General features: G+C 70.1%; 14 protein-coding genes. 13 read left to right on the top strand and 1 reads right to left on the bottom strand.

The annotated features are described in order from the left end of the window. Window positions 1-89 precede the first annotated feature (89 nt). Window positions 90-590: a transcriptional regulator BldD gene (gene bldD / locus ABZ464_RS35765; protein WP_020128858.1), complete on the bottom strand. Its 501-nt coding sequence runs from the start codon at window positions 588-590 to the stop codon at window positions 90-92. A 253-nt stretch (window positions 591-843) separates the two neighbouring features. On the opposite strand from bldD, the gene pyrR reads away from it, so the two are divergent. From pyrR to metK, 13 genes are all read left to right on the top strand, one after another. Then, window positions 844-1,410, top strand: a complete 567-nt coding sequence (pyrR, locus tag ABZ464_RS35760; RefSeq protein WP_359284252.1) for a bifunctional pyr operon transcriptional regulator/uracil phosphoribosyltransferase PyrR — start codon at window positions 844-846, stop codon at window positions 1,408-1,410. Window positions 1,411-1,526: 116 nt separating this feature from the next. Further along, window positions 1,527-2,507, top strand: a complete 981-nt coding sequence (locus ABZ464_RS35755) for an aspartate carbamoyltransferase catalytic subunit (protein WP_359284250.1) — start codon at window positions 1,527-1,529, stop codon at window positions 2,505-2,507. Between the two features lie 4 nt (window positions 2,508-2,511). Continuing rightward, on the top strand, window positions 2,512-3,798 hold the full coding sequence (locus tag ABZ464_RS35750) for a dihydroorotase (protein WP_359284248.1): 1,287 nt from the start codon (window positions 2,512-2,514) through the stop codon (window positions 3,796-3,798). Beyond that, window positions 3,795-4,364 carry a hypothetical protein gene (locus ABZ464_RS35745; protein ID WP_359284246.1) on the top strand — a complete coding sequence of 190 codons (570 nt, stop codon included), beginning with the start codon at window positions 3,795-3,797 and terminating at the stop codon, window positions 4,362-4,364. The genes ABZ464_RS35750 and ABZ464_RS35745 overlap by 4 nt, the downstream gene beginning before the upstream one ends. Further along, entirely contained in the window at window positions 4,361-5,503 is a 1,143-nt protein-coding gene (carA, locus tag ABZ464_RS35740) for a glutamine-hydrolyzing carbamoyl-phosphate synthase small subunit (protein ID WP_359284244.1), read from the top strand. Before ABZ464_RS35745 ends, carA begins: the two co-directional genes overlap by 4 nt. Beyond that, complete coding sequence (carB, locus tag ABZ464_RS35735; RefSeq protein WP_359284242.1) at window positions 5,496-8,804, top strand: carbamoyl-phosphate synthase large subunit; 3,309 nt, start codon at window positions 5,496-5,498, stop codon at window positions 8,802-8,804. Before carA ends, carB begins: the two co-directional genes overlap by 8 nt. A 77-nt stretch (window positions 8,805-8,881) precedes the next feature. Beyond that, window positions 8,882-9,988 carry a quinone-dependent dihydroorotate dehydrogenase gene (locus ABZ464_RS35730; RefSeq protein ID WP_359284239.1) on the top strand — a complete coding sequence of 369 codons (1,107 nt, stop codon included), beginning with the start codon at window positions 8,882-8,884 and terminating at the stop codon, window positions 9,986-9,988. Further along, on the top strand, window positions 9,985-10,827 hold the full coding sequence (gene pyrF, locus ABZ464_RS35725) for an orotidine-5'-phosphate decarboxylase (protein WP_359284237.1): 843 nt from the start codon (window positions 9,985-9,987) through the stop codon (window positions 10,825-10,827). Before ABZ464_RS35730 ends, pyrF begins: the two co-directional genes overlap by 4 nt. A gap of 312 nt (window positions 10,828-11,139) precedes the next feature. Then, the gene (locus ABZ464_RS35720; protein WP_003977346.1) at window positions 11,140-11,463 is read left to right on the top strand and encodes an integration host factor; all 324 of its coding nucleotides are present in this window, start codon (window positions 11,140-11,142) and stop codon (window positions 11,461-11,463) included. A gap of 9 nt (window positions 11,464-11,472) precedes the next feature. Next, window positions 11,473-12,081: a guanylate kinase gene (gene gmk, locus ABZ464_RS35715; protein ID WP_359284279.1), complete on the top strand. Its 609-nt coding sequence runs from the start codon at window positions 11,473-11,475 to the stop codon at window positions 12,079-12,081. Window positions 12,082-12,131: 50 nt separating this feature from the next. Further along, a complete protein-coding gene (gene rpoZ / locus ABZ464_RS35710) occupies window positions 12,132-12,404 on the top strand; it encodes a DNA-directed RNA polymerase subunit omega (protein ID WP_003977348.1) in 273 nt (90 codons plus the stop codon). 137 nt (window positions 12,405-12,541) lie between these two features. Then, window positions 12,542-13,744 (top strand): bifunctional phosphopantothenoylcysteine decarboxylase/phosphopantothenate--cysteine ligase CoaBC, encoded by a 1,203-nt coding sequence (coaBC, locus tag ABZ464_RS35705; RefSeq protein WP_359284234.1) that lies wholly within the window; start codon window positions 12,542-12,544, stop codon window positions 13,742-13,744. Window positions 13,745-13,983: 239 nt separating this feature from the next. Beyond that, window positions 13,984-15,192, top strand: a complete 1,209-nt coding sequence (gene metK, locus ABZ464_RS35700; RefSeq protein ID WP_359284231.1) for a methionine adenosyltransferase — start codon at window positions 13,984-13,986, stop codon at window positions 15,190-15,192. The last annotated feature ends 308 nt before the right edge of the window (window positions 15,193-15,500 follow it).

The raw sequence follows: 15,500 nt of genomic DNA, 5'->3' as shown, positions 1-15,500 counted from the left end.
CCAGAACCGGCTCGACCTGGCCCAGGAACTCGGCGCCACCCATGTCCTGCCGACCCCGGCGGCACGTTTCTGCTCAGCCGCTGGGCGGCTCAGCCCTCCTCGTGGGAGACCGCGCGACGCGCGTCCGCGTCCAGCACGCCCCAGCTGATCAGCTGCTCGGTCAGGACCGAGGGCGACTGGTCGTAGATGACGGCGAGCGTGCGCAGGTCGTCCTGGCGGATCGACAGCACCTTGCCGTTGTAGTCACCGCGCTGGGACTGGATCGTCGCCGCGTAGCGCTGCAGGGGGCCCGCCTTCTCGACCGGCACATGGGCCAGTCGCTCCAGGTCCAGGACAAGCTTCGGCGGCGGCTCGGCCGCCCCGCCCGGGGTGGTGCCGGGCAGCAGCTCCTGCACGGGGACGCCGTAGAAGTCGGCCAGCTCGGCGAGGCGCTGCACGGTCACGGCGCGGTCGCCGCGCTCGTACGAACCGACCACGACCGCCTTCCAGCGTCCCTGGGACTTCTCCTCGACACCGTGGAGGGAAAGGCCCTGCTGGGTGCGGATCGCCCGGAGCTTGGCCCCGAGCTGTTTGGCGTATTCGCTGGACATATAGCTCCCCGGCACTGGGTCGACGCGGCCGGCATGGGTTCCGCACCGCGCGGCTGGTAACTCATTGTGAGGTTACGCAGCGTGATTCTTCTGCGTCAAGCCGAATGGTCCACACCGACTCTTCCGTGGTATCGATGGCCGATTACGCCAAGGGGGTGATCAGGGCCGTCCTGGCGGGCTGCTACGGTGGATGGCGCAAACCCGACGTCCTTTAAGATCCGTCCCGTGAGGCGGAGAAGGGGGTCCGTTTCGTATGGACAAGATCGACTTTCACACCTCCGATGCCCGGCCCGTTCTCGAAGGCCCCGACATCGCGCGGGTCCTGACCCGCATCGCCCACGAGATCGTCGAACGCGCCAAGGGCGCCGACGACGTGGTGCTTCTCGGCATCCCGACCCGCGGGGTGTTCCTCGCCCAGCGGCTCGCCGCCAAGCTCGAGGAGATCACCGACCGCAAGATCCCGGTCGGCTCCCTCGACATCACCATGTACCGCGACGACCTGCGCATGCACCCGCCGCGTGCGCTGGCCCGCACCGAGATCCCCGGTGACGGCCTGGACGGCAAGCTGGTCGTCCTCGTCGACGACGTGCTCTTCTCCGGCCGCACCATCCGCGCCGCCCTCGACGCCCTGAACGACATCGGGCGCCCGCGCGCGGTCCAGCTCGCGGTCCTCGTCGACCGCGGCCACCGCGAACTGCCCATCCGCGCCGACTACGTCGGCAAGAACCTCCCCACGTCGCTGCGGGAGACGGTCAAGGTCCAGCTCGCCGAGGAGGACGGTCGCGACACCGTGCTGCTCGGTGTGAAGCAGACCCCGTAGCAGCCGGCCCCCGCCCGCCGCTCCGGCGCGCCCCCGCCTGCCCGGCTGTGCTCTGTGGGGGACACCCCCAGACCCCGCCTCCCCATATGCCTGAACTGCCTTACGGAGCCTGACAGATGCAGCGTCATCTCATCTCGGCCGCCGACCTCACCCGCGACGACGCCGTCCTGATCCTCGACACCGCCGAGGAGATGGCCCGGGTGGCCGACCGGCCCATCAAGAAACTGCCGACCCTGCGCGGCCGCACGATCGTCAACCTCTTCTTCGAGGACTCCACGCGCACGCGTATCTCGTTCGAGGCCGCCGAGAAGCGCCTCTCCGCGGACGTCATCAACTTCTCCGCCAAGGGCTCCAGCGTGTCCAAGGGCGAGTCCCTGAAGGACACCGCCCAGACACTGGAGGCCATGGGCGTCGACGCCGTGGTCATCCGGCACGGCGCCTCCGGGGCCCCGTACCGCCTCGCCACCTCCGGCTGGATCGACGCGGCCGTCGTCAACGCGGGCGACGGCACCCACCAGCACCCCACCCAGGCCCTCCTCGACGCCTTCACCATGCGCCGCCGGCTGGTCGGCCGGGACGCAGGGATCGGCCAGGACCTCGCCGGCAAGCGGATCACCCTCGTCGGCGACGTCCTGCACAGCCGGGTCGCCCGCTCCAACGTCGACCTGCTGCACACCCTCGGCGCCGAGGTCACCCTGGTCGCCCCGCCCACCCTGGTGCCGGTCGGCGTCGAGCACTGGCCCTGCGAGGTGTCGTACGACCTCGACGCCGTCCTGCCCAAGTCGGACGCCGTGATGATGCTCCGCGTCCAGCGCGAGCGCATGAACGCCGCCTTCTTCCCGACCGAGCGCGAGTACTCGCGGCGCTACGGCCTCGACGGCGACCGCATGGCGCGGATGCCCGAGCACGCCATCGTGATGCACCCCGGCCCGATGGTCCGCGGCATGGAGATCACCGCCGAGGTCGCCGACTCCGACCGCTGCACCGTCGTCGAGCAGGTCGCCAACGGCGTGTCGATCCGGATGGCCGTCCTCTACCTGCTCCTGGGCGGCAACGAACCCGCCGTCAGCCACGCCCGTACCACCGAGGAGAAGTAAGAACATGAGCAAGATCCTGATCCGTGGTGCGAAGGTGCTCGGCGGCGAGCCGCAGGACGTCCTGATCGACGGCGCCGTCATCGCCGAGGTGGGCACCGGCCTGAGCGCCGAGGGCGCCGAGGTCGTCGAGGCCGCCGACAAGGTCCTGCTGCCGGGCCTGGTCGACCTGCACACCCATCTGCGCGAGCCGGGCCGCGAGGACTCCGAGACCGTGCTCACCGGCACCCGCGCGGCGGCCTCCGGCGGCTACACCGCCGTGTTCGCCATGGCCAACACCTTCCCCGTGGCCGACACGGCCGGTGTGGTCGAGCAGGTCTACCGGCTCGGCCAGGAGCACGGCTACTGCGACGTGCAGCCCATCGGCGCCGTCACCGTCGGCCTGGAGGGCAGGAAGCTCGCCGAACTGGGCGCCATGCACGAGTCGGCCGCCGGCGTCACCGTCTTCTCCGACGACGGCAAGTGCGTCGACGACGCCGTGATCATGCGCCGCGCGCTGGAGTACGTGAAGGCCTTCGGCGGGGTCGTCGCCCAGCACGCGCAGGAGCCCCGGCTGACCGAGGGCGCCCAGATGAACGAGGGGATCGTCTCCGCGGAGCTCGGCCTCGGCGGCTGGCCCGCGGTGGCCGAGGAATCGATCATCGCCCGGGACGTCCTGCTCGCCGAGCACGTCGGCTCCCGCGTCCACATCTGCCACCTGTCGACCGCCGGGTCGGTGGAGATCGTCCGCTGGGCCAAGTCCCGCGGCATCGACGTCACCGCCGAGGTCACCCCGCACCACCTGCTCCTCACCGACGAGCTGGTGCGGTCGTACGACCCGGTCTACAAGGTCAACCCGCCGCTGCGCACCGAGCGGGATGTGCGCGCCCTGCGCGAGGCGCTCGCCGACGGCACGATCGACATCGTCGCCACCGACCACGCCCCGCACCCGCACGAGGACAAGGACTGCGAGTGGGCCGCGGCGGCGATGGGCATGGTCGGCCTGGAGACCGCGTTGTCGGTGGTCCAGGAGACCATGGTGGAGACGGGGCTGCTGGACTGGGCCGGGGTCGCCGACCGCATGTCCCTCACGCCCGCGCGGATCGGCCGGGCGAAGGGCCACGGACGCCCCGTCTCGGCAGGTGAGCCCGCCAACCTCACGCTCGTCGACACGGCATACCGTGGGTCCGTGGACCCCGCGGGCTTCGCCTCGCGCAGCCGCAACACTCCGTACGAGGGGCGTGAGCTGCCGGGCCGTGTCACGCACACGTGGCTCCGGGGCAAGGCCACGCTCGTCGACGGGAAGCTCACGTGACATCTCTCATCCTGCTGGCCGAAGAGCAGAAGTCGGCCGCGGTCACCGACTGGGCCGCGCGCATCGGCTGGCTGGTCGGCCTCGCCCTCTTCGTCGCGCTCGTGTACTGGCTGATGCGGGAGGGCTGGAAGTGGCGCGGCACACTCCAGAGCGACCTTCCCGAGCTGCCCGGCGCGCCGGACGAGCCCGGTGCCGTGAAACTGACGATGAGCGGCCGCTACCACGGTTCCACCACGGCCGGGCAGTGGCTGGACCGCATCGTGGCCCACGGCCTCGGCTCCCGCAGCCGGGTCGAGCTCACCCTGACCGACGCGGGCCTGGACGTCGTACGCCCCGGCGCGACCGACTTCTTCGTCCCCGCCGCCGCGCTGCGCGAGGCCCTGCTCGGCAAGGGCATCGCCGGCAAGGTCCTCACCGAGGGCGGACTGCTGGTGGTGACCTGGCAGCACGGCGACAGGCTGATCGACTCCGGTTTCCGCTCCGACCACGCGGCCGAGCACACCGAGTGGGTCGAAGCCATCAACTCCATGATCAAGAACAACACGACGGAAGGCGCCGAACGATGACGACCTCCACCAGGGGAGCTGCAAAGACTCCCGCCGTACTCGTCCTGGAGGACGGCCGGATCTTCCGCGGCCGCGCCTACGGGGCCGTGGGGGAGACCTTCGGCGAAGCGGTGTTCTCCACCGGTATGACCGGCTACCAGGAGACCCTCACCGACCCGTCCTACGACCGCCAGATCGTCGTCGCGACCGCCCCCCAGATCGGCAACACCGGCTGGAACGACGAGGACGACGAGTCGAGCCGCATCTGGGTCTCCGGCTATGTCGTGCGCGACCCCGCGCGCGTGCCGTCCAACTGGCGGGCGAAGCGCTCCCTGGACGACGAGCTGGTCGCCCAGGACATCGTCGGGATCTCCGACATCGACACCCGCGCGCTCACCCGGCATCTGCGGGAGCGCGGCTCCATGCGGGCCGGCATCTTCTCCGGCGAGGCGATCGCCACCGAGAACGAGCTCCTCGCGCGCGTGCAGGCCCAGCCGCACATGAAGGGCGCCAGCCTCTTCGAGGAGGTCGCCACCAAGGAGGCGTACGTCGTCCCCGCAGTCGGCGAGAAGAAGTTCACCGTCGCCGCGATCGACCTCGGCATCAAGGGCATGACCCCGCACCGCATGGCCGAGCGCGGCATCGAGGTGCACGTGCTCCCGGCCACGGCGACGGAGGAGGACGTGTACGCCGTCGCCCCCGACGGGGTCTTCTTCTCCAACGGCCCCGGCGACCCGGCCACCGCCGACGGTCCCGTCGCCCTGATGAGCGCCGTCCTGAAGCGCAGGACGCCGCTGTTCGGCATCTGCTTCGGCAACCAGATCCTCGGCCGCGCCCTGGGCTTCGGCACCTACAAGCTGAAGTACGGCCACCGGGGCATCAACCAGCCGGTCCAGGACCGTACGACCGGCAAGGTCGAGGTCACCGCGCACAACCACGGCTTCGCCGTGGACGCGCCGCTCGACCGGGTCAGCGAGACGCCCTTCGGGCGCGCCGAGGTGTCCCACGTCTGTCTGAACGACGACGTCGTGGAGGGGCTCCAGCTGCTCGACCAGCCGGGCTTCTCCGTCCAGTACCACCCCGAAGCGGCAGCCGGCCCGCACGACGCCGCCTACCTGTTCGACCGCTTCGTATCCCTGATGGAGGGCCAGCGTGCCTAAGCGCACCGATATCCAGTCCGTCCTGGTCATCGGCTCCGGCCCGATCGTCATCGGCCAGGCCGCCGAGTTCGACTACTCCGGCACCCAGGCGTGCCGCATCCTGCGCGCCGAGGGCCTCCGGGTCGTCCTGGTGAACTCCAACCCGGCGACGATCATGACCGACCCGGAGATCGCCGACGCCACCTACGTCGAACCGATCACCCCCGAATTCGTCGAGAAGATCATCGCCAAGGAGCGCCCCAACGCCCTCCTGCCCACCCTGGGCGGTCAGACGGCCCTCAACACGGCCATCTCGCTGTCCGAGAACGGCGTCCTGGAGAAGTACGGCGTCGAGCTGATCGGCGCCAACGTGGAAGCCATCAACAAGGGCGAGGACCGCGACCTGTTCAAGGAGGTCGTGGAGGAGGTCCGCAAGAAGATCGGGCACGGCGAGTCCGCGCGCTCGGTCATCTGCCACACCATGGACGAGGTCGTCGCGGGCGTGGACACGCTGGGCGGCTACCCGGTCGTCGTGCGCCCGTCCTTCACCATGGGCGGCGCCGGCTCCGGCTTCGCCCACGACGAGGAGGAACTGCGCCGCATCGCGGGCCAGGGCCTCACGCTCTCGCCGACCACCGAGGTGCTCCTGGAGGAGTCCATCCTCGGCTGGAAGGAGTACGAGCTGGAGCTGATGCGCGACAAGCACGACAACGTCGTGGTCGTCTGCTCCATCGAGAACTTCGACCCCATGGGCGTGCACACCGGTGACTCGATCACCGTCGCGCCCGCGATGACGCTCACCGACCGCGAGTACCAGATCCTGCGCGACATCGGCATCGCCGTGATCCGCGAGGTCGGCGTGGACACCGGCGGCTGCAACATCCAGTTCGCGGTGAACCCCGACGACGGCCGGGTCATCGTCATCGAGATGAACCCGCGCGTGTCGCGGTCCTCCGCGCTCGCCTCCAAGGCCACCGGCTTCCCGATCGCCAAGATCGCCGCCAAGCTCGCCGTCGGCTACACCCTCGACGAGATCCCCAACGACATCACGCAGGAGACCCCGGCCTCCTTCGAGCCCACGCTCGACTACGTGGTCGTCAAGGCCCCGCGATTCGCCTTCGAGAAGTTCCCGCAGGCCGACTCCACCCTCACCACCACCATGAAGTCGGTCGGCGAGGCCATGGCCATCGGCCGCAACTTCACCGAGGCCTTCCAGAAGGCGCTGCGCTCCCTGGAGAAGAAGGGCAGCCAGTTCACCTTCGTCGGCGAGACCGGTGACAAGGCCGCGCTCCTCGAAGCGGCCGTGCGCCCCACCGACGGCCGGATCAACACCGTCATGCAGGCCATCCGCGCGGGCGCCACCCCCGAGGAGGTCTTCGCGTACACGAAGATCGACCCCTGGTTCGTCGACCAGCTCTTCCTGATCAAGGAGATCGCCGACGAGCTGGCCGCCGCCGAGCGCCTGGACGCCGACCTGCTCGCCGAGGCCAAGCGGCACGGCTTCTCCGACCAGCAGATCGGCGAGATCCGCGGGCTGCGCGAGGACGTCGTCCGCGAGGTGCGGCACGCGCTGGGCGTGCGCCCGGTCTACAAGACGGTCGACACCTGCGCCGCCGAGTTCGCCGCGAAGACCCCGTACTTCTACTCCTCCTACGACGAGGAGACCGAGGTCGCCCTGCGCGAGAAGCCCGCGGTGATCATCCTGGGCTCCGGCCCGAACCGCATCGGCCAGGGCATCGAGTTCGACTACTCCTGCGTCCACGCCTCCTTCGCGCTGTCCGACGCCGGGTACGAGACCGTGATGGTCAACTGCAACCCGGAGACCGTCTCCACCGACTACGACACCTCCGACCGCCTGTACTTCGAGCCGCTGACGCTCGAGGACGTGCTGGAGATCGTCCACGCGGAGGCGCAGGCGGGACCGATCGCCGGTGTCGTCGTCCAGCTCGGCGGCCAGACCCCGCTGGGTCTCGCGCAGGCCCTGAAGGACAACGGCGTGCCGATCGTCGGCACCCCGCCCGAGGCCATCCACGCGGCCGAGGACCGGGGCGCCTTCGGACGCGTGCTCGCCGAGGCGGGCCTGCCGGCCCCGAAGCACGGCACGGCCACCACCTTCGCCGAGGCCAAGGCCATCGCCGACGAGATCGGCTACCCGGTCCTCGTCCGGCCGTCGTACGTCCTCGGCGGCCGCGGCATGGAGATCGTCTACGACGAGACCCGGCTGTCCTCCTACATCGCCGAGTCGACCGAGATCAGCCCCACCCGGCCGGTCCTCGTCGACCGCTTCCTCGACGACGCCATCGAGATCGACGTCGACGCGCTCTACGACGGCACCGAGCTTTACCTCGGCGGCGTCATGGAGCACATCGAGGAGGCCGGCATCCACTCCGGCGACTCGGCGTGCGCCCTGCCCCCGATCACCCTCGGCGGCTTCGACATCAAGCGGCTGCGGGCCTCCACCGAGGCCATCGCGCGCGGGGTGGGCGTCCGGGGCCTGATCAACATCCAGTTCGCGATGGCCGGCGACATCCTCTACGTCCTGGAGGCCAACCCGCGCGCGTCCCGTACGGTCCCCTTCACCTCGAAGGCGACCGCGGTGCCGCTGGCGAAGGCCGCCGCCCGGATCTCGCTCGGCGCGAGCATCGCCGAGCTGCGGGCCGAGGGGCTGCTCCCGGCGACCGGCGACGGCGGCGAGCTGCCGCTGGACGCGCCGATCTCCGTCAAGGAGGCCGTGATGCCGTGGACCCGCTTCCGGGACACCTCCGGCCGCGGTGTGGACACCGTCCTCGGCCCGGAGATGCGCTCCACCGGCGAGGTCATGGGCATCGACTCCGTCTTCGGCACGGCGTACGCCAAGTCGCAGGCCGGCGCCTACGGCCCGCTGCCCACCAAGGGCCGCGCGTTCATCTCGGTCGCCAACCGCGACAAGCGCTCGATGATCTTCCCGGCGCGCGAGCTGGTCGGCCACGGCTTCGAGCTGCTCGCCACCTCCGGCACCGCCGAGGTCCTCAAGCGCAACGGCATCAACGCCACGGTCGTGCGCAAGCAGTCCGAGGGCACCGGCCCGAACGGCGAGAAGACCATCGTCCAGCTCATCCACGACGGCGAGGTCGACCTCATCGTCAACACCCCGTACGGCACCGGCGGCCGCCTCGACGGCTACGAGATCCGTACGGCGGCCGTGGCCCGGTCCGTGCCCTGCCTGACGACGGTCCAGGCGCTCGCCGCCGCCGTCCAGGGCATCGACGCGCTCAACCACGGGGACGTGGGCGTCCGCTCGCTCCAGGAACACGCGGAACACCTGACCGCGGCCCGCGACTAGCAGCCCCGAGGGGGACACCGGAAACGGTGTCCCCCTTTTCATGAGCGCTCTTCATGAGGGCTCTACATGAGGGAACCATGTACAAGATCTTCTTCAACCTCGTCTTCCGCCGGATGGACCCGGAGCAGGCCCACCACCTCGCCTTCCGCTGGATCCGGCTCGCCGTCCGCGTCCCCGTCCTGCGCACCTTCGTGGCCGCCGCCCTCGCGCCCCGCCACAAGGAGCTGCGCACCGAGGCGTTCGGACTGCGCATGCACGGCCCCTTCGGGCTCGCCGCGGGCTTCGACAAGAACGCCGTCGCGATCGACGGCATGTCGATGCTGGGCTTCGACCACGTCGAGATCGGCACGGTCACCGGGGAACCGCAGCCGGGCAACCCGAAGAAGCGGCTCTTCCGGCTCGTACAGGACCGCGCGCTCATCAACCGCATGGGCTTCAACAACGAGGGCTCGCTCGCCGTCGCCGCGCGCCTGGCGTCCCGTGAACCCGTCTTCAGGACCGTCGTCGGCGTCAACATCGGCAAGACCAAGGTCGTCCCCGAGGAGGAGGCCGTCGGCGACTACGTGAAGTCGACCGAGCGGCTCGCCCCGTACGCCGACTACCTGGTCGTGAACGTGTCCTCGCCCAACACGCCCGGACTGCGCAACCTCCAGGCCACCGAGGCGCTGCGCCCGCTGCTGAGCGCCGTGCGCGAGGCCGCCGACCGCACGGTGACCTCGCGGCGCGTCCCGCTGCTGGTGAAGATCGCCCCGGACCTCGCCGACGAGGACGTGGACGCGGTCGCCGACCTCGCGGTGGAGCTGGGCCTGGACGGGATCATCGCCACCAACACGACCATCGCGCGCGAGGGGCTCGGTCTGCGGTCGGACCCGTCGTCGGTCAAGGAGACCGGCGGACTCTCGGGCGCCCCGCTCAAGGCCCGCTCCCTGGAGGTGCTCAGGCGGCTCTACGCGCGCGTGGGCGACCGGATCACCCTGGTGGGCGTCGGCGGCATCGAGACCGCCGAGGACGCCTGGCAGCGGATCCTGGCCGGTGCCACGCTGGTCCAGGGCTACAGCGCCTTCATCTACGAGGGGCCCTTCTGGGGCCGCGCGATCCACAAGGGGCTCGCCGCGCGGCTGCGCACGAGCCCGTACGCCACCCTCGCCGACGCGGTCGGCGCCGACGTGAGGAGGACGGCATGACCCTCGAGCCCTTCGGCACGCGCCTGCGCCGGGCGATGGACGAGCGCGGCCCCCTGTGCGTCGGGATCGACCCGCACCGCTCCCTGCTGGTCGAGTGGGGCCTGAACGACGACGTGGCGGGCCTGGAGCGGTTCAGCCGCACGGTCGTCGAGGCGGTGGCCGGCCGGGTCGCCGTGCTGAAGCCGCAGAGCGCGTTCTTCGAGCGGTTCGGCTCGCGCGGGGTCGCCGTCCTGGAGAAGTCGGTGCAGGAGGCGCGGGCCGCCGGTGCCCTGGTGGTCATGGACGCCAAGCGCGGCGACATCGGCTCGACCATGGCCGCCTACGCCGAGTCCTTCCTGCACAAGGACGCGCCCCTGTTCTCCGACGCGCTGACCGTCTCCCCGTACCTCGGGTACGGCTCGCTCAGCCCGGCCGTCGCGCTCGCCCGGGAGAACGGCGCCGGGCTGTTCGTGCTGGCGCTGACCTCCAACCCGGAGGGCGGCGAGGTGCAGCACGCGGTGCGCGCCGACGGCCGGGACGTCGGCGCGACCATGCTGGCGCATCTGACCGTCGAGAACGCGGGCGACGAACCTCTGGGCTCCTTCGGGGCGGTCGTCGGGGCAACCCTGGGGGACCTCTCGTCCTACGACCTCGACATCAACGGTCCGCTCCTGGCGCCCGGCGTGGGCGCTCAGGGGGCGACGCCGGCCGACCTTCCCGGGGTGTTCGGGAGCGTGCTGCGCAATGTCGTGCCGAACGTCAGCCGGGGAGTGTTGCGCCACGGTCCCGACGTGAGTGCGCTGCGTGACGCCGCGGACCGCTTCGCGGATGAGATCCGCGTCACGCTGGAAGCCGCCTGACGGCCGGTCTGGGGGCGTTTCAAACCTCCGACGAGTGCTTCGTGGCCGATTTGAGGCTGGATACATTCTCAAATCCGGGGCACTATGTCTGAAATATCCCGTCCTGACAGAGGCTGACCAGGACTTTTCCTCTGTTCTCGCTGACTCAGGCGCACTTGGCCGCTAGTCTCCGAGCAGTGGGGGTCCCTCCCACGCTTTTCAAGCAGTGGGGGTGAACGGGCAGAGCGTGTTGCTCGTAGCTCCCTAGGTGTGGGGCGACTAGGTTCCTCACCGGTCCGTATCCGACAGTTCGACATCCGAGGTGACGTAGGCGTGGCTCTTCCGCCCCTTACCCCCGAACAGCGCGCAGCCGCGCTCGAAAAGGCCGCCGCGGCTCGCCGGGAGCGGGCCGAGGTCAAGAATCGACTCAAGCACTCCGGCGCCTCCCTGCACGAGGTCATCAAGCAGGGTCAGGAGAACGACGTCATCGGCAAGATGAAGGTCTCCGCCCTGCTTGAGTCCCTGCCGGGCGTGGGCAAGGTCCGTGCCAAGCAGATCATGGAGCGACTCGGCATCTCCGAGAGCCGCCGCGTGCGCGGTCTCGGTTCCAACCAGATCGCCTCCCTGGAGCGTGAGTTCGGCAGCACCGGCTCCTGATCCCGGGCACTGCCGGGAAGGGAGTCCCGGGCACTCCGGGATTGCTGGAATAATCGCTGCATGAGTGAACGTCCGCGGCTGACCGTGCTCTCCGGCCCCTCCGGGGTCGGCAAGAGCACGGTCGTCGCCCATATGCGCAAGCAACACCCCGAGGTCTGGCTCTCGGTGTCGGCGACGACCCGGAAGCCCCGCCCCGGTGAGCAGCACGGGGTCCACTACTTCTTCGTCACCGACGACGAGATGGACAAGCTGATCGCCAACGGCGAACTGCTGGAGTGGGCCGAGTTCGCCGGCAACCGCTACGGCACGCCGCGAGGCGCCGTGCTGGAGCGGCTGGAGGCGGGGGAGCCCGTCCTCCTGGAGATCGACCTCCAGGGCGCACGGCAGGTCCGCGAGTCCATGCAGGACGCTCAGCTGGTGTTCCTGGCTCCGCCCTCCTGGGAGGAGCTGGTGCGCAGACTCACCGGGCGGGGCACCGAGCCGCCCGAGGTCATCGAGCGACGGCTGGACGCCGCGAAGATCGAACTCGCGGCCGAGCCGGAGTTCGACGTGACCCTGGTCAACACCTCCGTCGAGGACGTGGCGCGTGAGCTGCTAGCCTTGATGGATGTCGTGTGATCGCGAAGGTCACACTCACTGATTCTTTCCCATCCATCGGAAGGTAGAGCGTGTCCTCTTCCATCTCCGCGCCCGAGGGCATCATCAACCCGCCGATCGACGAGCTCCTCGAGGCCACCGACTCGAAGTACAGCCTCGTGATCTACGCGGCCAAGCGGGCCCGCCAGATCAACGCGTACTACTCGCAGCTCGGCGAGGGCCTCCTCGAGTACGTCGGTCCGCTCGTCGACACCCACGTCCACGAGAAGCCGCTCTCGATCGCGCTCCGCGAGATCAACGCGGGTCTGCTGACGTCCGAGGCCATCGAGGGCCCCGCGCAGTAGTCACAGCAGTACATGGTCGCAGTAGTACTTTCAGACTGCGTCTGACTTATCCACAGGCCCGGCAGTGCTCCTGCCGGGCCTGTGGTGTGTGATGGACTCGTACGTTGCCGAGCCGGGGAGAGACGGGGAGCCGAGTGGTGGACAAGCCCAAGGTCGTTCTGGGAGTCAGCGGTGGCATCGCCGCCTACAAGGCCTGCGAGCTGCTGCGAAGGCTCACGGAGTCGGGTCACGACGTCCGCGTGGTCCCCACCGCCTCCGCCCTCCACTTCGTCGGCGCCGCCACCTGGTCCGCCCTCTCCGGCCACCCCGTCTCCACCGAGGTCTGGGACGACGTCCACGAGGTCCCGCACGTCCGCATCGGCCAGCACGCCGACCTGGTCGTCGTCGCCCCGGCCACCGCCGACCTGCTCGCCAAGGCCGCCCACGGCCTCGCCGACGACCTCCTCACCAACACCCTGCTCACGGCCCGCTGTCCCGTCGTCTTCGCCCCCGCGATGCACACCGAGATGTGGGAACACCCCGCCACCCAGGAGAACGTGGCGACGCTGCGCCGCCGCGGCGCCGTCGTCATCGAGCCCGCCGTCGGCCGCCTCACCGGCGTCGACACCGGCAAGGGACGGCTGCCCGACCCCGCCGAGATCTTCGAGGTCTGCCGCCGCGTCCTGGCCGGGGGAGTGCGCGAACCCGACCTCGCCGGCCGCCATGTCGTGGTCAGCGCCGGCGGCACCCGCGAGCCCCTCGACCCGGTCCGCTTCCTCGGCAACCGCTCCTCCGGCAAGCAGGGGTACGCCCTCGCCCGCACCGCCGCCGCCCGCGGCGCCCGGGTCACCCTGATCGCGGCCAACACCGGCCTGCCCGACCCGGCGGGCGTCGACGTCGTCCAGGTCGGGACGGCCGTACAGCTGCGCGAGGCCGTGCTCAAGGCGGCCGCCGACGCCGACGCGGTCGTGATGGCCGCCGCGGTGGCGGACTTCCGGCCCGAGACCTACGCCACCGGGAAAATCAAGAAGAAGGACGGACAGGACCCCGACCCGATCGTCCTCATACGTAATCCGGACATCCTCGCGGAGATCTCCGCCGACCGCGCCCGCCCCGGACAGGTCGTCGTCGGCTTCGCCGCCGAGACGGACGACGTCCTCGCCAACGGCCGGACGAAACTCCGCCGCAAGGGGTGCGACCTGCTGGTGGTGAACGAGGTGGGGGAGCTCAGGACCTTCGGCTCCGAGGAGAACGAGGCCGTCGTCCTGGGCGCAGACGGCAGCGAGACCCCCGTGCCGCACGGGCCCAAGGAAGCCCTGGCCGAAATCGTGTGGGACCTGGTGACACCCCGCCTGAGCTGACTGTTTGATGCGCTCGCCGTTCCCTCGTACGCCGCTCGATTCGGGCGTGGCGACCCTGGCCAAGCGCGCACGGCATTCGGCAGAATGCCCGTGCCGCAGGTCACAGCGCTCCCGAGAGGCGAGACAGGTGGGCCGGTGGTCGGGCTCGACCGATAAACTGTTCCCGGACGCCGCCGGGCGCAGCTCCCGTCGTGTCCGCCAATGATCAGCCAGCAGCCGCTGCAACCCCAGGGAGCGTTGTGTCCCGTCGCCTGTTCACTTCGGAGTCCGTGACCGAGGGTCACCCCGACAAGATCGCTGACCAGATCAGCGACACCATCCTCGACGCCCTGCTGCGCGAGGACCCGACGTCCCGCGTCGCCGTCGAGACCCTGATCACGACCGGTCTGGTGCACGTGGCCGGTGAGGTCACCACCAAGGCCTACGCGCCGATCCCCCAGCTCGTCCGCGAGAAGATCCTCGAGATCGGCTACGACTCGTCGAAGAAGGGCTTCGACGGCGCCTCCTGCGGCGTCTCCGTGTCCATCGGCTCGCAGTCCCCGGACATCGCGCAGGGTGTCGACACGGCGTACGAGTCCCGGGTCGAGGGCGACGACGACGAGCTGGACAAGCAGGGCGCGGGCGACCAGGGCCTGATGTTCGGCTACGCCTCCGACGAGACGCCGACGCTGATGCCGCTGCCGATCTTCCTGGCGCACCGCCTGTCCAAGCGGCTCTCGGACGTCCGCAAGAACGGCACCATCCCCTACCTGCGCCCCGACGGCAAGACCCAGGTCACCATCGAGTACGACGGTGACAAGGCCGTCCGCCTCGACACGGTCGTCGTCTCCTCGCAGCACGCGAGCGACATCGACCTGGACTCCCTGCTGGCGCCCGACATCCGCGAGTTCGTGGTGGAGCCCGAGCTGAAGGCGCTGCTGGACGACGGCATCAAGCTCGACACCGAGGACTACCGCCTGCTGGTCAACCCGACCGGACGCTTCGAGATCGGCGGCCCGATGGGCGACGCCGGCCTCACCGGCCGCAAGATCATCATCGACACCTACGGCGGCTTCGCCCGCCACGGCGGCGGCGCCTTCTCCGGCAAGGACCCGTCCAAGGTGGACCGCTCCGCGGCGTACGCGATGCGCTGGGTCGCCAAGAACGTGGTGGCCGCCGGTCTGGCCGCGCGTTGCGAGGTCCAGGTCGCCTACGCGATCGGCAAGGCCGAGCCGGTGGGTCTGTTCGTCGAGACCTTCGGCACCAACAAGGTCGAGACCGAGAAGATCGAGAAGGCCATCGACGAGGTCTTCGACCTGCGCCCGGCCGCGATCATCCGCGACCTCGACCTGCTGCGCCCGATCTACGCCCAGACCGCCGCGTACGGCCACTTCGGCCGTGAGCTGCCCGACTTCACCTGGGAGAAGACCGACCGCGTCGAGGCGCTGCGCAAGGCCGCGGGGCTGTAAGGCCGCCGTACACGCACGACACCGGCTCCCGGGACCATCGCTGAGATGGCCCCGGGAGCCGGTCCGTTTCCGCGCGGGGACACGCCGGCGCCGTTACGCCTTCTGGGTCTGCGCCGAAGGAGAATCGCGCCGGGGAAGAAGCCGGTCTCCGTGACATGGGTGTTGCTCAGGGCGGCGCACGCTTGGTTATCGCTTGGCGCCGAGCGGATCGTAGTGTCCGGCTCGGCGGGCGGTGATCCTTTCGGGGCGCTGGAATGAACAGCGTACATGTATGTGAACGACCGGGGTTCGAGGTCCGGGGCGGAGCC

The organism is Streptomyces sp. NPDC005820 (assembly GCF_040630255.1).
Taxonomy (GTDB): Bacteria; Actinomycetota; Actinomycetes; order Streptomycetales; family Streptomycetaceae; genus Streptomyces.
This window is presented reverse-complemented; position numbering and strand designations above follow the sequence as displayed.